The sequence below is a fragment of the Natrinema hispanicum genome (assembly GCF_004217335.1).
Classification (GTDB): Archaea; Halobacteriota; Halobacteria; order Halobacteriales; family Natrialbaceae; genus Natrinema; species Natrinema hispanicum.
This window is the reverse complement of the sequence record NZ_SHMP01000011.1, coordinates 80,889-106,960: the sequence shown is the minus strand read 5'-3', so window position 1 is coordinate 106,960 and position 26,072 is coordinate 80,889. Positions and strand designations below refer to the sequence as shown.

At 55.2% G+C, this 26,072-nt stretch carries 13 protein-coding genes and 3 pseudogenes; 6 read left to right on the top strand and 10 right to left on the bottom strand.

Annotated features, from left to right (window positions below; genetic code table 11):
• The 6 genes from BDK88_RS20990 to BDK88_RS20965 all read right to left on the bottom strand — a co-directional run.
• The coding region (locus BDK88_RS20990) for a PD-(D/E)XK nuclease family protein (protein WP_130502047.1) at positions 1-1,170 on the bottom strand (1,170 nt) is incomplete at its 3' end.
• A complete protein-coding gene (locus BDK88_RS20985; RefSeq protein ID WP_092933849.1) occupies positions 1,167-3,227 on the bottom strand; it encodes a DUF1998 domain-containing protein in 2,061 nt (686 codons plus the stop codon). The genes BDK88_RS20985 and BDK88_RS20990, both read right to left, overlap by 4 nt.
• A complete protein-coding gene (locus BDK88_RS20980; protein ID WP_130502046.1) occupies positions 3,224-5,959 on the bottom strand; it encodes a DEAD/DEAH box helicase in 2,736 nt (911 codons plus the stop codon). Before BDK88_RS20980 ends, BDK88_RS20985 begins: the two co-directional genes overlap by 4 nt.
• Positions 5,956-7,029: a hypothetical protein gene (locus BDK88_RS21460; RefSeq protein ID WP_092933853.1), complete on the bottom strand. Its 1,074-nt coding sequence runs from the start codon at positions 7,027-7,029 to the stop codon at positions 5,956-5,958. The genes BDK88_RS20980 and BDK88_RS21460 overlap by 4 nt, the downstream gene beginning before the upstream one ends.
• 295 nt (positions 7,030-7,324) lie before the next feature.
• Positions 7,325-10,810: a homing endonuclease associated repeat-containing protein gene (locus BDK88_RS20970; protein WP_130502044.1), complete on the bottom strand. Its 3,486-nt coding sequence runs from the start codon at positions 10,808-10,810 to the stop codon at positions 7,325-7,327.
• Between the two features lie 50 nt (positions 10,811-10,860).
• On the bottom strand, positions 10,861-13,359 hold the full coding sequence (locus tag BDK88_RS20965) for a DEAD/DEAH box helicase (protein WP_092933857.1): 2,499 nt from the start codon (positions 13,357-13,359) through the stop codon (positions 10,861-10,863).
• 240 nt (positions 13,360-13,599) lie between these two features.
• Here BDK88_RS20965 and BDK88_RS20960 point away from each other — a divergent pair, with 240 nt between their 5' ends.
• From BDK88_RS20960 to BDK88_RS20945, 4 genes are read left to right on the top strand one after another with little or no spacing between them, the layout of a single operon-like run.
• Positions 13,600-14,796 (top strand): metallophosphoesterase, encoded by a 1,197-nt coding sequence (locus BDK88_RS20960; protein ID WP_130502043.1) that lies wholly within the window; start codon positions 13,600-13,602, stop codon positions 14,794-14,796.
• Positions 14,793-18,101: an AAA family ATPase gene (locus BDK88_RS20955; protein WP_130502042.1), complete on the top strand. Its 3,309-nt coding sequence runs from the start codon at positions 14,793-14,795 to the stop codon at positions 18,099-18,101. Before BDK88_RS20960 ends, BDK88_RS20955 begins: the two co-directional genes overlap by 4 nt.
• Entirely contained in the window at positions 18,102-19,382 is a 1,281-nt protein-coding gene (locus BDK88_RS20950; protein WP_092933861.1) for a DNA double-strand break repair nuclease NurA, read from the top strand.
• The gene (locus BDK88_RS20945) at positions 19,375-21,264 is read left to right on the top strand and encodes an ATP-binding protein (RefSeq protein WP_092933863.1); all 1,890 of its coding nucleotides are present in this window, start codon (positions 19,375-19,377) and stop codon (positions 21,262-21,264) included. The genes BDK88_RS20950 and BDK88_RS20945 overlap by 8 nt, the downstream gene beginning before the upstream one ends.
• A 399-nt stretch (positions 21,265-21,663) precedes the next feature.
• On the opposite strand, the pseudogene BDK88_RS20940 reads toward BDK88_RS20945, so the two are convergent.
• A pseudogene (locus BDK88_RS20940) lies at positions 21,664-22,413 on the bottom strand (IS630 family transposase); the annotation flags it as partial.
• Between the two features lie 81 nt (positions 22,414-22,494).
• Here BDK88_RS20940 and BDK88_RS20935 point away from each other — a divergent pair.
• Positions 22,495-23,325 carry an IS5 family transposase gene (locus BDK88_RS20935; protein ID WP_130502041.1) on the top strand — a complete coding sequence of 277 codons (831 nt, stop codon included), beginning with the start codon at positions 22,495-22,497 and terminating at the stop codon, positions 23,323-23,325.
• Positions 23,326-23,358: 33 nt separating this feature from the next.
• Here BDK88_RS20935 and BDK88_RS20930 read toward each other — a convergent pair.
• A pseudogene (locus tag BDK88_RS20930) lies at positions 23,359-23,706 on the bottom strand (helix-turn-helix domain-containing protein); the annotation flags it as partial.
• 46 nt (positions 23,707-23,752) lie between these two features.
• Here BDK88_RS20930 and BDK88_RS20925 point away from each other — a divergent pair.
• A pseudogene (locus BDK88_RS20925) lies at positions 23,753-23,923 on the top strand (IS5/IS1182 family transposase); the annotation flags it as partial.
• A gap of 305 nt (positions 23,924-24,228) precedes the next feature.
• Here BDK88_RS20925 and BDK88_RS22470 read toward each other — a convergent pair.
• Both BDK88_RS22470 and BDK88_RS22035 read right to left on the bottom strand, forming a co-directional pair.
• Positions 24,229-25,437: a HEAT repeat domain-containing protein gene (locus tag BDK88_RS22470; protein WP_165397028.1), complete on the bottom strand. Its 1,209-nt coding sequence runs from the start codon at positions 25,435-25,437 to the stop codon at positions 24,229-24,231.
• A gap of 230 nt (positions 25,438-25,667) precedes the next feature.
• The gene (locus tag BDK88_RS22035; RefSeq protein ID WP_242611758.1) at positions 25,668-26,057 is read right to left on the bottom strand and encodes a transcription initiation factor IIB family protein; all 390 of its coding nucleotides are present in this window, start codon (positions 26,055-26,057) and stop codon (positions 25,668-25,670) included.
• Positions 26,058-26,072: the final 15 nt, after the last annotated feature.

Genomic DNA, 26,072 nt, shown 5'->3' with positions numbered 1-26,072 from the left:
AAACGCGCAGTCTTCGCAGTCGCGATTGTAAGTTGACGGCGGGGCAAAAGATTCAGCGGACTTCGTCGCGTCGTTACGGACTTGCAAGAACTCGATTACGTCGGACCACGTGAGTTCGACCGGAACAAAGCGGACATCTTCCGCGTCTACGTTCGGATAGATTAGGTAAGCAGTCTGCCCCTCTGCAATCACCTTTCGTACTGACTGCCCGTTCTCTAAATTCTCGAATAGTAGTGAAGTCAGATAGAGCTTCAACTGATAGCTATGCTTATCGATCGTCTCGTCGTTTGGATTGCGTGTAGTCTTGATGTCGTACGGTGTCTCGTCGAGTAAGAGATCGACTTGGCCGGCGAATCCGAGATCCTGATCAAGGAACCATTCGACCTCGACACTGTCGGCTTCAGTGAGTCTATCTCGGAGTTCCTCGTCAGTGAAGAGACGCGTCGTAATCTCAACGATGTGGTCTCGTTCGTCGAGCCCTGCCCCTGATAAAACGAGCAGAGCCTGTTCGAATCCGAGTCCATCGTCGAGAAACTCAGTACAGTACGTTTCGACGGATTCGGGCGTCCATTCGTCGTTCAAAAATCGATCCAGATGCTCTTCGAACGCTTTCTCCGCGATTTCGTGGACCGCATTTCCGCGGAAGATCGAACTACGCTGGTAGTTTTCACGGTTGTATCGACCTCCTGTGTAGGCGTTCTTGACGTACCGAAGGTAGTATTCCCGTGAACACCGCTCTTGGACTCTGAGTTTCGCTTTGCTTACCAGCGTCTCCGGTGACCGGATAACGACCGAAGTGACGTTGAGATAGAGATCAGCCTCTCCCTCGCCCGGGCGATAGTTGGGCACCGCACGGACGATCAATTCCTCGTCCTGTCGAAGGCCCATTCCCTCGAGGCCCTCATTTATATCGTTCGAGACCAGAATATCGAGGGTCGACAGGAGAGAGGAGTCAGTGGCCCGAATGCCGTCAGGTGACGGCGAGTCTGCCCAAAACGATAGCGCGGCCACGCCGGCCTCTCGTTCTACCGGATCGTCGACGAGATAGACGATTTTCTCACCGCCGGCCTCTCCCGGCATGGCGTCACTACGAACGCGACACCGAATCATCATCTCTTCACCGATACCATCGGGTGGGTTCTTGAGCAGCGTCGATAACTCGTGAATCATCTATCAAACACCTCCGTCAGCAATCGCCGGTTGAGTGTCGTCCCCTGGTGCCCGGTCGCTTTCAGACAACGACTTCGCTCTGTCTGCAGACAGTCTGGGCAAGCGGTGAGACATCCCACCGTCAACTCTTCGAGCCGTTCCTCTAACTCGGCGATATCTTTTCGGCCGGTTTCGCTCGCGAATCGTTCGTACGTCGCCTGGATGCTGGGATCCTCGAAGACGTGCCGGTCCAAGAACAGTGCCAGATCGGCGGTCCGCGGTGTGCGTCCGAGTTCGGTCGTCAGTTCCTCCAGTCTGGCGGCCAAGTAAGAGTAAAACCTGGCGAGTTCACGCGTCTCAAACAATCGTCGAACCCGCGCCGTAACGAGCGATCGCAGGTCGTCTTTGCTGAACGCATCTGTATCCGAGATCTGTCGGTCGAGGGTTTCGTCGACCAGTTCGTCGAAATATTCTCGGTTTGTTTGCTGGATATCGTACAGTGATCCGTCGGGGTGATCCGCCAGAAGACGAATGGCGGCGCGGTCGGCGGTCGCCGAATGACACTGTCCTTGAGTGGCTAGTCCGCCGTCAATACCGAGACTCTCGTCGGTATCAAAGAGTTCAGCGACCTCCTTGGCGATACCGGCTCCGCCTTCGATAGCGTCATAGATGCTGATTCGGGCGTGTGAGTCGTCGCTGGCCTGGAAGTTGAGATCGTACCAGAGTTCGAACGAAGTTCCACTCCCGGTTGACTCGGTCGCCCACGTCGCGAGCGCATGTTCGGCCGAGTGAACGAGGACATCCTCAGCGAACTCCGCGACGAGGTCATCGTTCCGACATCGAGCAAGGAGTTCGGCGAGGGTTCCCGTCTCGTACCGGACTGTCTGAAGCGCGAGCGACGAATCAGGTCCCTCGTGTCCGAGAAGTCGGAGTCGCGTTGGAGAATCAGTCGGCAATAATTCTTCGACTGTTTGGACTAAGGCTGGCCCTGAGAGACTGAACACACCGTACTCGTCTTCTTCGACTGTCCGGCGCCAGAAGTCGGCACCGATCAGGTGTTCCATCAGCGGCTGCACCGCGAACTCGTGTTCGATCGCCTCCTCATCGAAGAACAACCGCTCCCACAACTGCTGGTGCAGATACGCGAATTTCACGTCGCGTTTCAGCCGAGGATTGTCAGCGAATGCTGCATCGATCCGTGACCGTAGTTCCTTCCGGTCGAGTTCGATCGAGAGGACTTGGCTCCGCTCACGTGTCCCGACGAACGCAGTTGTATCGTCGTCTTCGACGCTGTACGTAATGAGTCCAGATCTCGTGTGGGTTGTCCCCTCGGGATACAGCGTGAGCAAGGACGCGTAATAACACCGGACGAACTCGTGGTCCTCCTCGAACGCCACCCCCGTGACTACGTCACTATCCGCGATTGCAGATACATCATCGGTCTCGCTGAACGGTTCTGCTGTGTGTTTGAACCACAGGTAGTTCGTCGTCGGATCCGACGAGAGCGGCGTACTCGACATCGGCGGTCTTCCCGTCCAGACGATGTTCTCGTCGTCGAGCCAGACGTAATCCGGATCGACTAAATCGTCGACGCGGATGGTCCGAGGAACGTAGACGCGAACGTCTTCTGGATCGAACGAAAGTTCGGTGTAGTTAACCGATGAAACATCTCCGAGGAGTTCTGTGAGTGGGTACGAATGGGCCCAATCGAACATCGGACCGATATCTGCAACACCGGAATCGGAACCCAGTTCCCAGGCGCCGCGCCAGAGTCGGAACTTCTTCCAGCGCTTCTTGTACCCGCCTGGGAGGAAGTTGCTCAACACTTGATTCGCATTCTCTTGTCCGAGAACCTCTTCGCTCTCGTCTTCGATAACCGTGAGCGATCCGCCCACCTCCTCGGATATAAATGTCTCAGGAATGATGTACGGCGGGTTTGCCGCCGGATCGGCGTTGAAGATGCCCGCGAGGTCGAGATACGAGAAATCAGATTCGTCTACCTGCTTACGGATTCCCTGCAGACGGCCGATTCGATCGCTACGGCTCAGCCCAGAATTCTCTCGCGATTCGCGGCTCATTCTATCTCCTCCTCGCGTAGGGCGTCGATGAGTTGATCGATCGGGCCCGTCGTCTGGCGGTTGTCCATCGCTCGTTCGAAGAACTCCCAATAGGGTGTATCGTCCGTTCCAGGTGCGACTTCCTCGAACAGGGATACGACGTATTGGTCGAACTCCTGGAGAACTCGGTCGATTTCTTCGGCGGATGCCTCGAACGCCGAGTCGAGCCAGTCGCGGATGTCGGGTTCGTGCGCTTCGAATTGGTCTCGTAAGTACGGGACATCCGGACCGACACCGGGACCAGATGTCCACTGTCCCCGGAATAATCGCTTTGCGTCGGTCGTGTCTGTGACGTTGAAGTAGTCGACAATGGCAGCAGTCATGTGTTCCGCGCGGACGAAGCGGTTGTCCGCGTCCAATGGGATATCCAGGTGTTCATCACGAGGGTCACTCAGGTAGTTCGAGTGGTGGAAGTAGTACGAATCGGTCGGCGACGATCCGAGGACGACGACCGTGATCGGCTCGTCTTCCGCGTCACGTCCGCCACGCCCTTTCCGTTGTACAAAACCGGGGACGTTTCGCGGTGCTCGGTACTGGAAGGTGCCGATGATACTTGGGTGGTCGAACCCGACTTCGAGAGCGCTCGTCGAAATGAGCTGATCCCAATCGTCTTCAACCGTCGCTCCGGTTCCGGCATGCTGTGTGCGACCACTCTTGTGGATGGCAACTTCCATCGCCTGTAGATCGAGACGCCTGTCCTGCATCGTCCACCAGCATTCTCCGTCCTCGTAGACCGGACAAGCGTTCAGATTCGGGTTTGGCGGAAGTGATTCACACACTGCACCCTCGTCGAAAGTGTCGTCGGTCGCACCTCGGAACTGCTCTCGAGGACAGTCCGGATTGTTTCCTCGTTCGCCGAGTACGGCATCGGGAGTCCGCAGCCGGAAGAGCCCTTCTTCTTCAGTCTCTTGCACGAAACCGCCGAGCCGACTCACCGAATCGATCGAGTCGACGAACCCAAGGATTCGGTCCTTGTTGTCGGTGAGCCCCGGGCGATCCCCGGCCTGTTCTTTCCGCATCGTATGATAGAACGCGAACGCGATCTGGATCATACACGAGAGGTTCGTCGCGGTCGTCGGCGCGGTCTCGGTCCACTCGGATCGAGGTTTAAACTGCGAGTCTCCGACCGGGACGATGACTTCACGCGGATCGGTTGCTTTGACGAACACGAAGTGTTCGCGGCCAAGCGTATCCTTTTCGTCTTCACTGGGTGAAAGGTGCCTAACGGACGACTCTTCGATCCCGAAGATTCGGCCAGTGAACTCCGTCGCATTGTTGATTGTGGCACTCGATGCGATGAAGCGTGGTTCTTGATTACGAGCACGCCGCTGCATCGCTTGTTTGAACCGCCGAACGACGTTCGCCACGTTCATCCCCGCCTGATCGGTGTAAACGTGTACCTCATCGAGAACGAGGAACTTCGGTGGGTAGGGTTCGGACCAGAGGGCCGCGTTCCCGTACTTGTCCATCAGACGGCGATGGAGTGAGTCACCGGTCGTGATGAGGAAGTCGGCGGACGCACCCCGATCAGTGGTTGCATAGCGGACGACGTGATCGGAGTCTTGCTGGCACTCGAAGTGCGCGTCGTCTTTTCGTTCGAGTGTCCCGTCCACTTCGTCATCGCAGTGGGGACACGGGAGTTCGACGTCTCCTCGACCACCGTGCTGAATGCTGAGTGTGAGCGGGGCGTCGCTGAACGATGCATCGATCGAACCCTGAAGTTCGTTGATCGTAGTTATATACGAGAACAGTCGTTCGAACTGGTTATTGCAGAGATCACGCCGCGGATACGTCAGTACGGCCTTCGTTCCGTCGATTCCCGCTTCGTTTGCTAACAGCGAATACGCGAGTGTCGGGAAGAGGAACGCTTCCGTCTTTCCTCCGCCCGTACTCGCCGTTACCACGTTCGCATCGCGGGCCTCTGATCCGCCTTGAGTGACCGAATCGACGAATACGTTCTCGAACGCACGGGCCTGATAGGCGGCGAGTGAGTCGAATTCTTCAGGGAGACCAGTTTGGAAGAACTCACCCATCAGTTCCAGAGTATCCGAGACGGCCATGCGCCAGTCGCTGCCGAGTGAATCTTCAAACTCCCAAGCGGGTTCCGCGTCTTCGATCTGTTCGTTGATGCGGCGCAGAGGCTGTTGGAATCGCCGCGCTTTCTCGCGGTTTTTCCCCATAATCGGCTGCTCGCGGTCAGCCGAGGCTATTTTGACCATTTTCACGAGGTTCGGCGAAAACGAATAGTCCGTGTCGCTCGATAGACGCTGCCTGATGAGCGCAAAATATCGCGCCATTTCGGCGACGTGACTCCGCACTTGCTGGCGGTTGTAAACGTACAGGAGATCGCCGTTATCGACGAGTTCTTCGATCAATTGCTGGAAGATGATTTGTGCGACCTGTTCGTGGCCCCGTTCGAGGACTTCCACGATGAGTGCGTCCGATTCCAGCACATCGGTCACGAACGGAGCGTCATCCGCGCAATGTTCGTCGACGAACGCCTCGAATACATTTTGCATGGAGGCAGTCGCATCGTAATTACCTGCATTTATTCCACTGGCGCACGCGTCGGTTACGGTATCGAGGATATCATTTTTCACCGACCGGTACACCTCCTCTTCGGATGTAAACGTCTCCCATGCCGTCTCGATGGTCTGCTCGTCGACCGGTGCAGAGATGGAGTCAGAACTCATTCGAACGTGACCTCCACGTCGGCGATTTCGTTGTCATCGTACATCGTCTGGAGCGTCTCGAGTATCTCGCTAAACGCAAATTCGGTCGCTGCTGCTGTTCGGTTAACGCTGCCATTATGCTCTTCGAGGAGGCGCCGAAGACGAGCCCCCTTCGATCGAGTTACTTCTGTTCTGATGACCGATATCAACTCACTTAGCAGTACATCAACGTCACCGCGAGCGGCACTCTCCTCATAATCTAACTCGATATCGAGGCCCTGATTGCGAATGAGTTCAGCTAACGTTTCTGCGAAGTCTTGATTAGCAACTGCCCTACTCACAGAGTAGTGATGGATAAGTGCCCCTTCGAGAGCTATGCGGACCACTTCGACCGCCGCATCCAGATCCGTTTCATGCTTCTCTTTGGCATCTGAGCGGCGTTTTTTAACTTCCCCGAGTGAGTCCGCGAATGACGACTTTTCCGCATTCTCATCGGCAAGCGAGCCGAGTCCGTCGTGAATTATGGGGAGCAAATCATCGATGATCGAAAGACAAGCATCGGTATACTCGCTGGCATCTACTTCCTCTAAGAGATTCCCGTCGAGTTCGCGAAGAGTCCGATCTACAGCCTCTGGGGAGAATTTGTCGTTGGTTCGGACCTTCTCGTGTCGATTCTTGGTTATCAACTGCTCCATCATCCCACAGATCCGCTCCACCTCTGAACACCGACTACGCGTCGAATTAGAGATCTCGCGTTGTCGCGTTAACCGATCGTAGCCGTCAAACCACAATCGGAGGCGATCGACATCGGCTTCGATGATGGCCCGCTCTCGATCGCGAACAGTCGCAAGAACGGACTGTAGTAGTTCTGCGCGATCGGCGGCGTCCTCCGCTCGACGAAGTTCCTGTTCGGAAACGCGAATTACGTCCTCGAGGTCTTCGAGTTCCCGATCGAGTTCGTTGAGGGATTCCACCAGTTCGCTCGGAACTGCATCGAAGTCCTCGACCGAACGGTATTCCGAACGTGCCGTGTCCAGATAGTTCCGCGCGGAGCGGAGTGTTGCTTCGTAATTTTCTGACGTTGCTTCCATCTCTCTAGCTAGGATACGAGGTCAAAAGCAGGCAGGGGTGTTAAGATTACTGACTGATAGAAAAGAAATCGAAGTACGGCCTCCGTCAGACACCTGTTTTATTCTAAATACGGGTGTTGTGTTTTTAGACTCGAATTCGGAATTTGGCGCGTTAGAGAGTCTTTGCGCATATTGATGTCATTTCCGCTGTTTTCAACGAAACCGGTTTGGAATACCCAGTTGATGCAAGCGATCAGATGAGGGAAGATATCGACATCTACAGTCAGTTCCATCTCTTGAGTGGATCGAATCGCCGTTAGGAGTTCTTGAGACGTTCTTTCTTTTGACGGCGTTCTCTGAATCCACTGAAATTAGTCTCGTCTTCTTTTCCTTCCTCATCGGAAGGGGTCAAGTTCTCTTGGTCATCGTTCGCTTCTTCTTCTTCCTGGTAAGTAAACGTCTGCTGGCGACCCGAAGTGGACTGTTTTTCCGAATCAGCTCGAGTCGCTTCGACGCCGTCAGCGTGCTCTCGAACCACCTCAAGAGTCGGTTCCTCAGTGAGTCCTGCGAGTGCGACAGCCGCTTCCCAAGCTCCGAACCGATTGATCACCGTAGCTGAGGACATTTCGCCGTGTTCGTTGAGATCAGTTGCCTCTGGAGGCCGCTCGAGTTTGTCGGCAACAGCGGCTATCGAATCGAGGATATCGGTTCTGGAATACGTTCTCCGGCTTCGTGAACCGACGGGTTCAAGATTCGCCTCGTTCAGGGCCTCGTTCCACGAACCGAACGTCTCTTCGTACTCGTCTACCGGATAGATCCCGTAAGTGCGAACGAATTCAGGTGAGGGGGATTCATCGAAGATTATGGCTAACTCTTTCAGGTACGCTAGCAGTTCATCATGACTGACCATCGGTCGGTCGATCCCCTTCGAAGAGAGTTCACCGCCAACCTCGTCGACACGTGTCTGCATTTCCTCGATTTCATCCCAACAGTCCCTCTCGCTTGGAACGCGTCCGTTTTCAAGCGTCGATCTCGCTTCCTCGACTGCTTCTCTAGCAGCCTGGTAGCTATTGTAGGCTGCCCCGTCATCCCCTATGTCGAGATACTGATCAACCTTCTCGAGTTCCCGGCTTGCACGGTCGACCTGCGATGTTGCTGTCGTACAGCGTGTTTCCCAATCTTCGTCGCGTTGTTCCACTGCAAGCACTCGCGCTGATTCGATCTGCTCGATCCGTCGTTCGAGTTCCCATGCTTCGGAGTATCCGGCATCACGTGCGACTTCGAGTGCTTCTTCGAGTTTCTCCTGTGCATCGGTATACGCTCTTACAGCCTCCGTGTACTCGTCCTGAGTGTCTGCTTTGACGGCGTTATCGACAGTCGTTTCGATCTCTTGGAGTCGATCTTCGAAGGTTTCTCGACGCCGTGCTCGCAAAATTCTCGTAGTGAGTTTCTCGAGTCGCTTTCCACGGGACTCGATCTGGTCTGAGACGTCGTTATCGAGTTCACTTAAGAGCTTTTTTGCCTCGTCTAATTGCTGCCGAATCGGCCCGGTATAGCCGATTGCTCGGTCGTATTCCCCGCGGTCAGCTGCAGCCTCGAGTTGTTCGAGCAGGTCATCGACCCTCGAAATGGACTCCTCGAACTCTCGCTGTGCTTTCTCGGCCTGAACTCGACTTCGGAGTTCTCTCAGGCACTCCTCGATTGGCGAAAGTTCCTCCGCAAACGCTTGTTCGCTTTCGATAGAACTGTCGTCGAGTGCGGTTTCGACACGATCGAGGTGCTCGGTAGCCGTCGGGAGGTCAGTAGGCATGGCGGCTTCAGCAGCATCCAGTGCTTCGGTCGTCGTTTCGACGAGTTCGGCGACCTGCTCTTCCGTGCTGGGGGGCAATGCCGCTCGCTTTTCCTCCACGCGCTCCTGTTGCTGACGGAGGTAGTTCTCTAGTAGTCTCTGTCGTGCTTCGATAAGGGACTCTGCTGTCGTTTCGCCAATTCCCTTTACTTCGGTGAGCTTTTCCACTTCCGTTAGGTCGCTTGGCGATTCGACACCGATACGCTCAAGTCGGCCAGCACGTCCCGTTCCAATACCGTCGACTGCAGTCAGGTCTGGCTTAGAAAGATCCGTCTCTTCGAGTATCGCCACGTCATAGTCGCTTTCAGTCGCTAATTGTGCGGCACGTCCATAGTACGAGACCGCCTCGTCGTATGCCGCCTCTACCGACCTCAGAGATTTCAGATCGGTCTCCATTTCTCGGTCACCCTTCTTTTCATAGGTGACAGCAGCGTCGACCACAGCCCGTAAGCCAAGTTCTTCTAAGGTAGCTTTCGTGTTACGAACACGAGTTACCAATTCCTCGCCAGCAGGGTGTTCAGTCGGAATTTTTTCGACGATTGGCGTTTTTTCCTCACGTACAGATTCCATGTACGCTTCAGCAGCAGTCTCCTGCGCATCGTTTTCGAGTGCTCGTTTTATCTGCTCGAGAATTTGCTGGTCTGACTTGATACGAGAGTAGAGTGTCTCGAGTTGAGTCTGATTCCCGCTAACCGTCTCGAGTTGCGTAATGAGACTCTGGATCGATCTGTTGGAGTACTCGACTTCTTTTTCGGGTTTTTTCTCCTCTGGAGTCAGTTCTTCTCGTTTTTTCTCGACACGTTCTCGCTGTTGGCGAAGGTAATCTTCTAATAGTTTTTCCCGGGCTTCGATGAGAGATGCCGCTCTCGTTTCGCCAATGCCTCTCGCTTCAGTAAGTCGTTTTTTATCTCTTAACTCACTCGGCGATTCGATACCGATACGCTCGAGTTTTCGAGCACGGCTTGAACCAATGCCGTCGACTGCCGTCAGATCTGGTTTGGAAAGCGCTGTTCTCTCGAGAGCTACCACTTCGATATCAGTCTTGCTCGCTAATTGTGCAGCACCGTCATAGTATGAGGCTGCCTCCGTGTACGCCGCTTCGGCTGCATTCGGATCGGATTCGGCTTCTTGATTGCCTCTCTCTTCATAAGTGACGGCAGCATCGACTATAGCCCGAAAACCGAGCTCGTCGCGAAGTGTTTTCATTTCGTGTACCCGGCCTGCCAATTCCTTGCCAGCAGGATGCCCGCTCGAGATTTCTTCAGGGATTGGCGTTCGTTCTTCGCGTACGGATTCCACAAATGCCTCTGCGGCAGTTACTGGTGTTCCCTCTTCGAGGGCCCATTTCACTTCATCGAGAGCTTGCTGCTCTGATTCAAGACGTGTCTTGAGCGCCCCAAGTTGGGCTTGATTCACACCGGCATTCTCGAGTCGCTCGACGAGACTCTGAATCGACTCGTCTGAGAACGCTGGTGGCTCTTTGGGGTCCAATATGTTAGACACTTTCTCAGTTGGCCAGTCATAATTCTCCGGTCGGTCTAAGTATCTTCTAACATCTACAATACTGCGATAAAGGCGGCACAGTTTCGTATCATCACAGGTTCCATCGAAATCACCTCCCTGGAGAGACTCGATATCGCGTTGTAGAGACTGTACTTCCGTTATCGCAGCGCTTTTTTCCCCTTCCCAGACGAGACTTCTGGCGGTCTCAAGACGTTCTACAGTGTATTGTTCAACTCTGTCTGCTATTTGCTCACTACTATATCTCGATTTTTTATAAATATATACACAAACTATTGCGGTTAGAATACCGATTACAGCCAACTCCGGGACAAAAAGAGACGTAATCACCGCTACTAGAAACCCAAAGATTGCAATTTTTCGTCGGCGTTTGTATGTGCTATTGAATTTTCGCAGGTCAAGTCGATCTAATAGTTCCTCGTCTACTGCCATGATTTTGCACCCCCACAGTGCCAGATATTATTCAACGTTGGTTCGCTCATTCAGACCGCCTCTCGATCGCATGCCCATTCAATTGCCCACTCAACTATCTGCCCCTTCTCAACGCCTTTGTCTTCCGCCACCGTTCGAACTATGCCGTCAAGAACAGGATTCAACTCGACAGTTATGGTAGATGGGTCCCGCACAGAATCGTCTACCTTGGGTTCCTCGACCTCCGAAAGTGCCGTTCGAAGCGCAATAGCGACCTCCTCCTCCTCTTTAGACTCTTTGTTCGACTTTTCTAACATCGATAATACATTTTTGCTAATTTCAATAGGCTGGTTGAGGTTGCCGGCAACGATCTGGCCACGTTTAGTTTCGGAATCTGGCTCGTCCTGCTTATCGAACGCGTCTCCTTCAAGCGAGAGCAACAGTGATCCATCCTCTGGGTCAAACTTCTCACAGAGCGACCGGAGCTGCGCCTCAACTTTATCATCTTCCGGCCACTCGTAGTGGTCTGGCGCGAGTTCTCGAATTCCACGCACACCTTCGCGTTCCAGTGTTGCAAGCGCGTCTACTACTGTGTTTTTTTCCGCATTGAACCACGGGTGTGCGTCAAACGACTCTCCCCAGACGATGAACCGGCTTGCGGTCTCCAGTAGGTCCATCCCGTCTTCGCGAGCGAACATCGCCTCTGCATTCGTCGGGACACCCATCACGTGATAGAACGTCGCTTTCCCCTTCCCATCGGGATTACGGAGGATACGTCCGATACGTTGTACCAGCGAACGATTGGCTTGACCGCTTGCTCTGTTGATTCCGACGTCTGCTGTTTTGATATCGACCCCTTCACCGAGCGTCGTCCCAGTTCCAATGAGTGCACCCGAATCATACTCCTCATCGAATCGCTCGGCGGCCTCGAGTGGATCATCGTCTCCAGTTGCGACGATCTCGACCAACTCTTCGAACGTTTCATCGTCAATTTTCTGCCGTAGATATCCCTTGACAGTCTCGATTTCGTCACCCGACTCGAGGAGGACGACGCATTTGTTGTCTTCAATGTGCTCAAGGGTGAGTGACGCGATACGAGTAAGGGCAGGAGAAATATTCGATTTCGTTAGACTTCGAGATTTAATCCCCGACGAAAAGGATCGAAATTCTTCGCTTTGCTCCATCACGGACCGTGCAGCACTCGTGTGAACGACCGATCGGGCTTCTCGGAGGGTCTCGAACGATACGTCTTCCTCGGACACGCCGGAAACATCGTCTGCAGCGCTCCCATCCTGATACTGCTCGAATCCCCTCTGACAACGCTGGGTCACTTCTTTCAGTCTCCCTTGTCCCTCATATGGCACGAGTTCCACGTTCCACGTACATTGTGGAATGATCCCAACTTCCTGTCCGTCTTCGAGTGTAAATTCGAATATTTCCGGAATATTCCGTCGCTCGAGGGATTTTGCATTCCTCTCATCGATAGATCCCGACAAGGCGAGTACATCGTTGTCGATATCATCGAGAATGGATCCGAAGCCACTACTGCCGAGATAGTGGTGTGCTTCGTCGAGAATTACCAAATCTGTATTCGGAATATCGTTCTCGAGCAATCGTTTCGGTGTCCAGAAGTGAACCGTTCCCCATGAGTATCTCGCTGTGTGCGCTCCTTCCTGTGCCGACGCGTCTTCAGGAATGTTAAGGTGTCTGTCAAATTCTCGCTTCCATTGATCAAGAATTATACCCCGGTGAGCGACGATTACCACCGTTGGGTTCGTACTGGGAGGGGTAATCGATTTGTCTGTGAGATCTTGGTCTTCGGGATGCAAACGACCGAAGTGGTGGGCGATAGCGGAGAGGCCGAGAAATGTCTTTCCGGTTGCGGTTGCCATGTCGACGAAACCCCGGCATCCAGCATCAAGCCATTTGGAGAACGCTTTCCTCTGGTGTTCCCAGAGCGGCGTTACCATCCGTGGTTCTTCGAGGAGTTCAAGGAGACTTTTCCCCGATTTCAGACTCGTATTGGCGAGTTCGTTCAGCGTCCTGACGAATGCCGTACTTCGTGGTCGACAGAGCAGTTCAGACATGAGATCGCTAATGCTCGCTTGTTCTGGTAATCGGATCGTCTCGAAATCTCGAATCGAAACGTCCTCCGCGGCGGCTGCCTCGAGCATCGTCTTGTTAATAACCGCCTCCAAGGCACGACTTGTCGACCGATAGTTCGCGCTGTTAGAAGTCCGAATATCGGTTTGGAGACGTTTGAGTGCCCAAGCGATTTTCCCGACATCTCGCGAATCCATCGATCCAATGGGCAGACTCGTCTTCTTCAGATTGATATCCGACGAATCTGCGAGACCACGCCGATAGTATCGGCCCACTTCACCGCCGAAATCGGCTGTCGAGAGATCGGTCTCACCGATCGCGATACCCTGCATCACGAGATACGCTGTATCGTCGATATAGGGCGGCCACTGTGATCTGAGCAAGTCATCCAACCACTGGTCTCTGAACCGTTCTCCCGGCGAAGAAATATCGGTAAATCCGTCCGCTATTTTGTGTATATCACTCATATCACACCACCCTTCCAACCATTCTGTGCTTCTTCTCGTATTTCAAGGGCAAACGCTTACTGCTAGTTGGCACCTAACATTGCTATAACAAATATGTTGTTGCCAAGAACTTCTTCCAAATATAATATAAATATAGTTATGATTAATTCTCTGAAACTGCCCGCTCACATCGGATAGTCGAGGTCACTACTAGCCGAACCATTTCTCATTTATATACCATAATTTGTCTGTATAGTTAACGTGCCTGAAACACGACTCTTACATATCAGCGATACCCACCTTGGGAAGCGTCAATACGGTTCAGATGTCCGACGCGACGACTTTGCAGACACCTTCGATCAGGCAATCAATCTCGCGGCCGAGCGTGATGTTGACGCCGTAATCCATACCGGGGACTTATTCGATGATCCTGTGCCGTCTCTCCCAACGGTTATGCGTTGTGCTGACGCACTTGAACCACTTGAGGAACGCGGAATTCCGTTCTACGGGATTGTAGGAAATCACGAACGGAAGAACGATGATCAGTGGCTCGACCTCCTTCGGCGTACGAACGCCGTGACTCGGCTCGATCGAGAGCCTACAGTCGTCGGTGATGTGGCGCTCTATGGTATCGATGCGGTCCGCCCGAGTGTCTGGGACACAGCCGACTTCGGCCTCGAAGCGTCACCGGAAGACGCCGAGTGTTCGATCCTTTGTATGCACGAACTGCTCGAGCCACCTGCAGAAGAAATCGTCGCCAATCATTCCGTAGAGGATGTCCTCGAGCGCGTCAACGTCGAACTTGACGGCCTTGCACTCGGCGACCTCCACCAACCGAAGAGCGCACACGTCGACGGGACGGATGTCTGGTACGCGAGCGCGACCGAGCGCTGTGCGAAGGATCAATTGGAGACTGGCCTCGTCCAGTTGCTCGAAATCGACGACGGAGAGCTCACTCGCCGGCAACTGGAACTTGAGACGCGCCCGTGGTCGGTGTTCCATATTGCGTTCAGTGAGGACGACGGCGCGGACCACGTCCGAGACGTGCTCGACCGACGTGATCTCGAGAACGCTGTTGCAAAGGTCGAGTTGACCGGCGAGCGCGGTGCCGTCACCGCAAATGAAGTGATCCAAATGGCCCGCGACGCCGGCGCCGCCGTTGTGAGCGTCGACGACAACCGTGGGCGTGTCGATATCGACGTCGACTCGATCGAGGCGATGTCGCTCCAGGGACTTGACAGTGCTATCGAAGAGCGGCTGGCAGACGAGGACCTCTCAGAGGTGGCGCTCGACATCGATGGTCGGGTTCGCGAAGGGGACGGGCTCAACGACACTGTCGGCGGAGCAGCGGACGACCTCGAACCCGATCTTCGAGACGCACAGCAAGCGGCCTTTGACGACATCGGAGAGCCGAACGAGAACCACGACACAACTGTGACAACGGAGGGAGACGAATGAAAATCACGGAACTGCGGCTACGGAACATCCGGAGCTACAGCGACGAAACGATCGAATTCCCGGACGGAACGGTCCTCGTTCGTGGCGACAACGGTGCAGGCAAGACGACGTTGTTGATGTCGATCTTCGGCGGTCTGTTCCTTTCGAAGATCCGTAACGTCGGCTCGAACGATTTCAACCTCGACGATATCGTTCGTCGAGGGACGGAAGAGGGTGAAATCGAACTCACCTTCGAGGTCGAGAACGTTCCGTATACGGTCACGTGGACGATCAATACGACCAGACAGAACAGCGCTGAGATCGCGTCTCCAGCGCTTGAGGAACCGAAATCCGGGATCCGAAACGTTCGATCGGAGGTCATCGATGTCGTCGGTATGGACGAGGACAGCTTCTCCCGCTCGGTGTACGTCCAGCAGGGCGAGGTCGACCGTCTGTTCGACGACAACGCCCGTGCAGAGCTCATCGACGATCTACTCGGACTCGATCGGATCGACCGCTACCGCTACCGGATGAAAGGCGCACGTCGCGCAGCGAACCGCCTCGTCACCGAGAACGAGCAGGCGGTGGAAAACCACCGCGAGACTATCGACGAGGAGTTCGACTACGACATCGAGGGGTACGAATCCGAACTCGCAAAGAAGCAAGCAGTGATTGCGGAGACGGAATCCGAGCTGGAAGAGATCAACGAGTACCTCGAGGAACTCCAGGACGCAAAACGGGAACTCCAGGACGCAATTGAGGACCACGACGAGCTGGAAACGGACCTCGGTGAGGCGAAAGAGAGGCGTGAAGAGCTCCTCGAGGAACGGGCTACCAAACAACAAGATATCGAGGAGGCAGACGCAGTGATTGAAGCCGCCGAGGACGAAATCGAGAATCTCCAAGACCGAATCGAGGAGAAAACGAACGCCCTCGTGGAGTTCGAGACGCCTGCGACGACCGACCCGATCGAGGTCGATCTCGCTACAGAATCTAACGCCGAAAAGACCCTCGAGGCCGCACGAAATGCCGTCGAGACGGCGAAAGTCGAGCGACAGGACCGAGAGAACGCCCTGGAGCAAGCGGAAGATGAACTCGATCGTCTTCGCGACGAGCGTGAGCAACTCTGTGAAGACCGCAACGAGATCGAAGAATCACTGTCGGCTCTCGAAGAAGATGTCGACGAGACAGAAAGTGATGTCGACGCACTCGAAGACGAACTCTTGGAGGCCGTGGACGACCGCAACGCGTCTACGGAGGAGTACCTGTCCGATGAACACTGTCCGGACTCGGTAACCGACGACACCTTGGACATCGTCGAATCATATAAAGACGACCTCATCGAACAGAAGAACGACTGGTCCGAGGAGCACGCTGCCAAGACGGCATCACTCGAGGCCAAACAAGACAACATTGCGGACGCTCGCACGGATGTCGAAGCCGTAGAGGCAGAGATCAACGGGATCGAAGAGCAAATCGATGAGGTGGAATCGGAGCTCTCGTCCGCTCGTGGCGGACTCGAAAGCGACCGAGAGCAGTTCGAGGCCGATCTGGACGATCTCGCCGACGAACTCACGGAGTTCGACATCGACATCGCTGCCGATACGCTCAGCACGGTCATCGACGATCTGATTCCCGAGGCCAAAGCTGAGATCCAAAACTCAATCGAGGAGGCGAACGGCAGAGTCACGGAACTCGCTACGCGGAAAACGAGTCTCGAAGAGGACCAAGAGGAATTGGAGTCGTTGGACGGTCTCGCGACGTGTCCGAAGTGTGGTCAGACGGTCGACGCTGACCACCTCGAGAACGAACTCGACGAGATTTCGACGAAGATCGCAGAGCTGGAAACGAAACTCGAAACGGCGAAGCAGGAGCGTGACGATCATATCACCCGTCGTGACGAACTCGATGCTCTCCGAGCGGAGGGGATCGAGCTCCGAGAGTTCCGTACCGAGACTGTGAAAGCGACAGCGGACCGGGTCGAGGAACTGGAAGACGAACTCGAGACGCTCCAAGACGAACTGAACGAGGAGCAGGAAGCGCTGGCCGACGCAGAGAGCGACCTCGAAGAAACGGAGGCTGCCGTCGACGACCTCGAGAACGAACTCGACGAGATTTCGACGGAAATCGCGGAGCTAGAGACGCGTATCGAGGAGGGTGACGCCGTTGTCGACGCTTTCGACACCATCGACCAACTGCGCGACCGACACGAGGATCGTGTCGACGAGCTCTCAGATCTTCAAGAAGAGTATGCCGACACGGAACCCGAACTCGAGAGCCTGGAGACGGAGCTCAACGAGCTGTCGGAGCAGATCGAAACACAGCAGGAGGCGGTCACGGATGCCGAAGCTAACCTTGCTGCTGCTGAAAACGCCATCGAGACAGCGAACGAGCAGCTCGAACTCGTCGCCGAGGCAGTAGACGCGTACGACGCGATCGATGACCTCGAAAGCGATATCCACAGTCACCAGCAGGACATCGGTCACGCTCGCGACACCATCGAGACGCTAAATGAGCAGATTTCTGACGTCGAAGACGAAATCGAAGACCTCGAGAAGGAACTCGGAGAGACAGACATCGAAGAAACGCAAGCGAACCTCGAGTCCGTCGAAGACCGAATCGAGCAGCGAGAGGAGACGGCCGACGACCTCGAATCGAAACTTCAGTCGCTCAGGTCGGACCGGGATGTTCTCGAAAACGAACTCGAACAGCTCCAGCGGTTCCACGATCGTCTCGAACTCGCGGAGGAAAAACGCGAGTGGGCACAGGATCGCGCTGATGAGTTCGAGAAGATGATGCACGTGTATCAGGGCACAAAATCGGACCTCCGCGAGCAGTACCTCGCGTACGTCAACGAGTACACGAACGATATATTCAGCGATATTTATAAGAACAGTAGCTACCAGCAGGTTCGTATCCTCGACGAGGGTCCCGACGGGACGCCGTACGCCATCCAACTCCTCCGAGACGATGGCACGCTCGAGCATCCGAGTAACGCGAGTGGCGGTGAACGGGCAATCGTCAACCTCGCACTTCGCGCCGGCATCTATAAACTCATCGCTGAGATGCGAGATGGCGACAGCGGTCGACTCCCGCCGTTCATCCTCGACGAGCCGACGACGTTCCTCGACGAAGGCCACGTCGGTCGCCTCGAGCAGATGCTCGACAGCATCACCGACTGGGACGTGCCGCAGGTGATCGTCGTCTCACACGACGAACGGCTGATTCAGGGCGCAGAACGCGAGTGCGTCGTCAGTATCGACGAGGAGACGAACGCCAGCACTGTCGACGTGCGAACGGTCGGTCGTACGCTGGGTGATGATTGAATGGACGAGCGTGCGTTCGGCGTCATCCAGGAACTCGCCGAGCACGTCGACGCCGGTGTTCCGCGCAGCGTCGCGGATCAAGCAGCGCACGCCCGGGAATTGTTCGACCTTCTCGGCCACACTGGTGGAACCGTCGAACCGCTGAGCGACCTCTCATACTCCAAGACGCGCAAGGCGGAACTCGGCACGTGGGCCGACGATCCGTGGGACGGACCGACCTACGGTGTCGACGCCAGTACTACGCGCCCGCTCGAGTACAACAACGGCCTAATCGTCGACACGGCCCACGCCAAACTCGGTGTGAGCGGCGCCGACGCCGATCGAGAGCCCGAACAGCAGGGCACCGTCGTGACCGGCGTCTACCTCGAGGACGACGACGTCACGCTCCATCAGGAGACCATCGAACAGGGCAGTATCGAGGGTGAGATCGTCCGCATTCCGGAGATGCGACAGCGGACCAACGTGACGTCGATCCTCACCTCGACGGTGCAGCGACTCGCCGAGGGAAAACACGCACGTCGGTGTCTCGATGCTGTCGACGGGCCGTTGTTCCTCGACGGCTCCGTCTATCCACTGAGCGTTATCTACTGGACGCTACTCGAGCGGTCCGGACAGGGAGCACCCGTTGGAAGTTGGGACCTCCCGACGGAGGTGATCAAGAACTACGTCGCAGTCATTGATACCTGCTACGAACTCGATGTGCCGGTCCTCGGCGTCGTGAAAACGTCCTCTATGGGCGAAGTCACCGAGTCGCTTCGAGAGAAAATCAAAGCGAACGAGCTACGTGGTCCCCACGGCACGCTCCGTGACGTCCCGTGGCTACGTGACAACCAGTTCATTGGGGAGGTACTCCGGGATCCCAGTCTCGACCACCTAACGTACACATCGTGGTTCGTGCAGACGGACGTCGAACTGCGTGGTGACTCGTTTGATCTGCTCGAGGCCGTCTCCGACGAACTCAGCCACGGGCAGCCTGACGACTATCGACGCGCGTTCTGCTACGTCCGAACGCCAAAGACGGGAAACGTGTTCAGGATCGAAACGCCCGCTCTCTTCCTCACCGACGAGGACCGGCGTGACCAGATCCGTCTGAAGGCGCTCAAGGAGATCGCTCGGCAGAGTGATGTCCCGCGTGCCGTGGCACGCGCCGACCGCATCGCACGCATTAGCCCGGATAATCGCGAAACGATCCGCGACGCGCTCCAGACCGTCGAGCCAGCGTTCGATTACAACCGCGATGGCCGCTGGAGCCACCTCGAAGACAGCCGCAACTATGAGTGACAATATCGACGACATCCTCGAGAACGACCCGATCGCAGACGACCATACTGAGACGCGCGACTCGTCCGGTACTTCCATCAACAGAGACAAGGAAGCAGACCAACCCGACGACACGGAAGTACCCGAACGAAGCGTTCCGAGTGGCGTGACCGAACCGTCCGACGACGAGTTCGGTCACGTTGTCGCGAGCGAGGAGATCCACGTCAGCCGCCGTGACTACCAGGTAAACACGTTCGTCCGAACCGAAGACCGGGACGACATCCGGCTCGGTGACTACGTCCAGATCCCGTATCCGGACGACGACTCCGAACTGTTCGCGGTCACGGACACACTTCGATACGAGCCGTACACTGACCTCGACGACAAGTCGGACGCTCACAACCAGATCAGTGCATACGCCGACCTCGACGAGTCCGAATACGTCCAAATTGCCGAGTTAGAACCGCTTGCGATCCTCCATGACGTTGGAACTGACGATGTCGAGAGCGGAATCGTCAACCGTATTCCGAAGCCGAACTCGCCGGCACGACTTGCCCGTAGTGAGGATTGCCTCCGTACCGGTCTCAATATCCCCGGAGATGGAATTTTCGCCGGGTGGCTTTCTGTCGGCGGTGACGCGATGACCGTGGACGGCGAGAAGTTTCCCTATTACCTCAGCAATCCCGGTATTGATCGTGAGACAGGAGAGATCGAAGACGGAGAACCGGCTGTCTTCCGTCACGCGCTCGTTGCCGGTTCGACCGGAAAGGGGAAGACTCACTTCACCAAGAACGTCCTCCGTCAGTTCGTCTCCGAGAAGCGCTACCCGATCCGGCATCACGACACCGGTGAAGAGCAACAGCGTCGGTTGAACCTCGTTATCATCGATCCCGAGAACGAGTACTGGGAGATGGGCAAGGACAACTCGGCGATCGCAAACGATGAAGTGATCGAGCGAACGCTTCGGCGACACGGAGTGAAGCATGGTGGCGTCGACAACCTCGAGGTCTTCGTGCCACAGGTAGCTGGAACGAACGCACCGTCGACGACAGAGAGTCGCGAACTCTCGATCCCGTTCGAAGTCGTTCGCGGCCGACCGGATCTGTTGATGCCGTACCAGCCGACAGAGATTACTCGAGGAGCGATCATCGATTGCATCGATGCGTACTTCTCGAGTTTCGATGAGCAGGGCGGCTACCGTGACCGCGGCGTGTCACGACCGACATACGAGGACTTCCTCGCATTCCTCACCGAACACGACGACGAGAATAGCCGGCTTCGGGCCGAGAACGATATCGGTGGTGGCACCTGGGGCGCCGTCCAGCGTCGTGTCGACAGGGGAACGTTCCACGACGTCTTCGACGAAGGAACGGACTTCCTCCCAGACATCTCCGACGAAGTCTTCCGAGAAGGTCAGGTGACTGTAATCCCGACGAGCCACATCAATGGAAGCAAAGACAGTCTCACAGTCCTCTCGTTGCTTTCGTACATTATTGAAAACAAGATCGACGACTATCAGGTCGACCCCGCCGTCCGGAATACACCGCTGCTCGTCGCTGTTGACGAAGCGCATAACTACTTTTCGAGCGCAGACAGCCTCCGCGAAGAGTACATCCTTCGTCGAGCTCGTGCTGCGGTCAAACAGGGACGGAAGTATAAACTGGGGCTCTGTCTCATCACGCAGAACCCCGACGATGTCGATGACGACGTCATCAAGCAGATCAACACGAACATCTTTCTCGGTCTTAAGTCAGAAGTCGTCGACGACGTCTCATCGATTCCGTCTGAGTTTGCTAAGGACCTGCCAAACTTCGGGAAAGGGCAGGCAGTAGTGAAGGCACCGGACGTGGAGGCAGTCGAGGTGACGGGACTTCCGTACTGTCTGACGAAGCACGGGAATTAGCGTTACAGCATGTACTGGAGAAGGACTTAACCTATTTCAAAAGTGGCAGAAAGTATCGACAGATAACCGGCCGCCACTACTTAGTACCATTAGTTCAGTTATCATATTGACGGATATCACGCCTCTGTGCTTCCTGTAACGGGAATATTAGACACATTTACTACCCAATCATGTCACAAGACATCACGCCACGAGTACTTCAGTTATTCAAGATCAGACTAAAGAATAATCGGCTGTGTTGACTCGACGGAAACGCTGCTACTCCATGAGAGTGTAATCCAAGCATGGGGCGCAAGAGACCGACAGTTATTCCGTGCCATCGAGCACGTTGTGTTGACTGGTCCGTGTGCGAAAGAAGCCGAGTCATGGGCGTTACAGCCCGGGTGCCGCGTCTAATGATCAAGGAAACTTTTGAAAATCAAGGAACTTCTTACACCAGCTCTTTGCGAAACTTACTCGTTGTGTCACTTGATCAAATACGTCCTTGACGAGTTCGTGGAACTCGTCTTCGTTCTCAACGATGATCGGTGCCATCGTCCACTTGAGGTATTTCCAAACCTGTTCGATTGGGTTGAGATGCGGTGATCCTGAGGGAAGGAACACGAGATCGATGCCAAGTTGGTGCGCACGCTTGCGCGTGTATTCACAGATGTGGGAGCCGTGCTTGTCCAAGACGAGCAGAATCCGCTTGCCGGGATTCTGCTCGCGTACCGCCTCTAACACCTCGCAAATCCGCTCTTTCTCCTCGGTTTCTTTCCACTGGACCACACTGTTGCCGTTCACTGCGTAGAACCCAACCGCCGAGTCTTCTGTCTTCACTAACGGCCGCTCAACGTGTGGATCATCGACGTACCAGACACGTCGTGAATTATCATACGGTTGCGGTTGTGATGCATCGAAAAACCCGAGAACAGTGCCGCCATCTGTACAGATATGGTCGTCGACGATCCACCCTTCTTCATCATCTCCTTTACGTTTGTTATGGGGTTGATCATCTTCGTCGAGCGCGTCGTCGACGCGCTCTTCGAGAATCTCCTCTGGATTCTCCGGTCGCCATGGGCGTTTTGGGCGAGGTTTTGCATACGATAAGCCCAACTCACGGAGGAATTTCCCGAGATAGTCCGGGTGATATTCAACGTCGAACTCCTGTTTGGGCTGCGTTGAATCACTAGACGGCGTCGGGGAAGGTCAGTAAATCGAAGGAGTTGAAGCGGGAAAATTTGGTTGTCCATGACGCAAATCTCCCGCTTCACCGAGCGTTGCGTCTCGATTGCACAAAGAGTTACGGGTGAACGAGGCGAATCCGCCGCCCCGACCGGTGGCGGCGGATTCGCCGACTATGCCCTCATTTCGCTGCATTGTCTCCGGATTTACCTTGATACGTCCTATCGGATGACGATCGATCTGTTGAAGGAAATGCCGCAAATAACAGGGGAGATCGGCCTTGACGTGGCCGATCTCCCCGCTCCATCTACGCTGTGTAAGGCGTTTGATCGGATCGAGATGAGTGTCTGTCGAGTGCTGCTGCGCCAGTCGGCGCAGCTGCACAACCCCTCTGAACACGCTGCTATCGACGCGACATTCTACGAACGTGATCGTGCGAGCCGCCACTACTGCCACCGAACAAATTACCGCGTTCAAACGCTCAAAGTCACAAAACTCGTCGATACAGCAACGCAAGCCGTTCTCGATCTTCACTGCTCGACGACGTTAGAAGGAAGTGACGCAGACCTCTGTGAGCAGATCGCCCGCCGGAACGCGGGCGATCTGCAGTCACTTGCCGCTGACAAGGGCTACGATAAGCAAGCGCTCCGCGAACAGCTCCGTGAACTCGACATTCGTCCGCTGATCAAACACCGGATCTTCGCTCCCTACGATCACGCTCACAACGCACGTATTGACGAAGACCGGTACGCTCAGCGGTCAATGACTGAAACCGTGAACTCCGCAATCAAGCGCTCGCTCGGCTACGCCGTGCGAGCGCGTACCTGGTATCGAGAGTTCCGTGAAATCGCCTTGATGTGTGTTGTCTATAACATCAAGCGGGCCGTCAAACAGTGAAATCCAACGCCGTATGGCGATTCAACACAGCCCCTGTTTGAGAAGATGGCGAATCTCCTGTGATTTCCACGGCTGTCCTTCTCGAAGCATCTCAACCAACTGTTCCTGTTCGTCTTCGTCGAGTTTCGGGGGTCGGCCGCCCCCGAAACTCGGCATCAATCCTTCGAGCCCACCTTCGTTCCAAGCATCCGCCCAGCGACCGCCGGTCGCTGCCGACCTGCCCTCACGGTCGGCAGCTTCCGCAATCGAATCGCCATAATAGAGGTTCTTCAGAAAACCCAACCGCTCTTTCCGGCGATCGTCTTTAGCCTCGCGGAGGAGTTCATCAATTTTCTCTTCTGAAAGATGATATTTGATCTCCTTCCGACGATCTTCACCCATCACCTGGTGAGCGAACGTGGCCAACAAAAGTTTTCACGATCATTAAAACGCGAACCTCGACGATCGGTACGCTCAGCGGTCAATGACCGAAACCGTCAATTCAGCCGTCAAGCGCTCGCTCGGCTACGCCGTGCGAGCGCGTACCTGGTATCGAGAGTTCCGTGAAATCGCCCTGATGTGTGTCGTCTATAACATCAAGCAGGCCATCAAACAGTGAAATCCAACGCTGTATGGCGATTCAACACAGCCGTTAAAAGCGTGTTCGGAGTTAGCCGACGGAATTGGCATGCGATCCACACACCTCGAGAGCACCGGATAGAAATACATCATAGAAATCAAAGACGGTCTAATTGTGGGCCCATTCGGTGCACTACGTACATCGCCAGGATTGTAACCGATCTCGACGAAATTATTCGAGGGGACGACGCCCATGGCAGTTGGGGTCCCAGCGAGTGGGAGTGCTTTTTGAGAGATGGCTGGGATACGTTGGAGCTACCCGAAAAATAATAGTCTTGATTTGGCTCAATTATTTGCGGAAACTTTCCCATCGCTACCAGTAGGGAAACATACCGACTGAATTGGCGTTCCGTCGCTTGTGAAGTGCCGGTCTAAAAATTCCGCATAGGTATCGCAATCGTGTGCGTCTCGCATGATAACGAGTTCTCCGAATCGGACCTGTCGCCAGCATTTAGCCCCACCTATTGAAATGGCCACGGAGTCCGTGTGCCTGTTGCTGATCTCATGTCGGTTTCCTGAATCGGTTTGAACAGGACTGAGTTCTCCTGTACATTCCTCACACACGACGTTCGGATGCTCGAATTGCGGCTCGGAAAACGGTGTTCGACAGTTACTGCAGCGTCTTGCTCCAGCAATCTGTGCATCTGGATCGAGATCGGCCGTCGAACGGTACGTCTGAGCGATTGCGTGAGCGACGGTCGCCGGTTCGGCAGTTGACTCGAGCGCCACGCGGCAGTACTCGTCGTATCCGACGTGTTTGAGAGCCCATGCTGCGTTCGTTCGCACTCCCGCAGAGGGATCCGCGAGCGCCCTGATCAACGACTCTGTCGCTTCGGGAGTGCGAATCGACGAGGGGCACCGTTGGGCTGACTGACGCAATGCTGAGGCGGCCGTCTCGCGAATCGCTGGATACGAGTCCAAGAGTCGCTCGAAGAGCATCTCCACAACACATGGACCATCCGTGACGTTAGTACAATCATCAAGAGCTGACGTCATGGCGTGTCGAATACACGGGCTTTCCGTGCGACTCGCCTCGAGCAACTGTTCGAGATGCGCTTCAAGAACGCGCGGCGAGTCCGCTGCCACCGCTGCGACTACTTCGGCAGTGTGCAATCGAACGTCGGTCACGTCGTCCTCAAGTCGATCGACAATTGTGCTGGCCGCAGAGATGACCGTTGACACCTCGTGGTCTGCAAGTGTCGCGAGCGCAGTTGCGCTGTAGATGCGAACGTCATCGTTTGGATCGGCGAGCCGCTCGATGAGGGTCGGGACGAGCGGGATAACTACTTTTGGGTCTTGGCTGGCGATGACGCTAACTGCACGAACGACATTTGCCCGAACCCTATCAGCGTTATCCGTGAACGGAGCGGGTGTGCGTACGAGCGATGAGCCGATCTCCTCTGGAAACGCAGACGCGAACGCGGCAATCGCTCGAGCAGCGGATATCCGAACACCTGGGTTACTACCGGCGAGTGCATCGATGCAGTCCGTCATTAGGGGACGTACGGTGGTAGATTCAGTAACAGCCAATCGTTCCGTTACATAGTATCCCCACGCCCGAAGGACTGGATCAGTGGCGTTTAGACACTCACGTGCGTCCTGAATCCAACGTCTACAGTCGCTTTTCTCGGCGTCATAGTCGGTCATTCCTTCGTGCTTCATCAAAGCGTATCTCGGATATAAAGGAGAAATCCTCCGCGTACGAATTTCAATCAGGGGCCAGCCTAACAGTCGACGACACTCACGAACGACGACTTACGCTTACTGATCGTCGTCGGGTCAACGTCGGCCGCACGACCGAACTCTTCGAGGGTCGGCCTATCCTCAACGCTGAGCTGGTCGAAGGATGCATGAAGTGACACGGCCGCAGTCACCCTCGGACTAGTTCCGCGATAGTTCCCTTCCTCCCGTTGGTAGACCTCAAGGAGTCGCTGTGCCCGTCGAAGAACGTCGTACGAGGCACCCACGAAATTCGCGATCCGAACGATGTAGTCCTGCGGGCTTGCAAGGGCCAGTTTGACGTCATCGAACTCCCGAACGAGTGCCGTCCTCGCATTAGTTATCTTGTCTTCACTCTCGATACGCGAAGCGGCGAGAAGACGTTCACTAGTCAATGGAATGGAAGCAGC

Bases quoted from the DNA above. Each gene is read 5' to 3' on its own strand.
- BDK88_RS20985 (WP_092933849.1), bottom strand. From the start codon at position 3,227: ATGAGCCGCGAATCGCGAGAGAATTCTGGGCTGAGCCGTAGCGATCGA.
- BDK88_RS20980 (WP_130502046.1), bottom strand. From the start codon at position 5,959: ATGAGTTCTGACTCCATCTCTGCACCGGTCGACGAGCAGACCATCGAG.
- BDK88_RS21460 (WP_092933853.1), bottom strand. From the start codon at position 7,029: ATGGAAGCAACGTCAGAAAATTACGAAGCAACACTCCGCTCCGCGCGG.
- BDK88_RS20970 (WP_130502044.1), bottom strand. From the start codon at position 10,810: ATGGCAGTAGACGAGGAACTATTAGATCGACTTGACCTGCGAAAATTC.
- BDK88_RS20965 (WP_092933857.1), bottom strand. From the start codon at position 13,359: ATGAGTGATATACACAAAATAGCGGACGGATTTACCGATATTTCTTCG.
- BDK88_RS20955 (WP_130502042.1), top strand. From the start codon at position 14,793: ATGAAAATCACGGAACTGCGGCTACGGAACATCCGGAGCTACAGCGAC.
- BDK88_RS20950 (WP_092933861.1), top strand. From the start codon at position 18,102: ATGGACGAGCGTGCGTTCGGCGTCATCCAGGAACTCGCCGAGCACGTC.
- BDK88_RS20945 (WP_092933863.1), top strand. From the start codon at position 19,375: ATGAGTGACAATATCGACGACATCCTCGAGAACGACCCGATCGCAGAC.
- BDK88_RS20935 (WP_130502041.1), top strand. From the start codon at position 22,495: ATGACGCAAATCTCCCGCTTCACCGAGCGTTGCGTCTCGATTGCACAA.
- BDK88_RS22470 (WP_165397028.1), bottom strand. From the start codon at position 25,437: ATGACGGACTGCATCGATGCACTCGCCGGTAGTAACCCAGGTGTTCGG.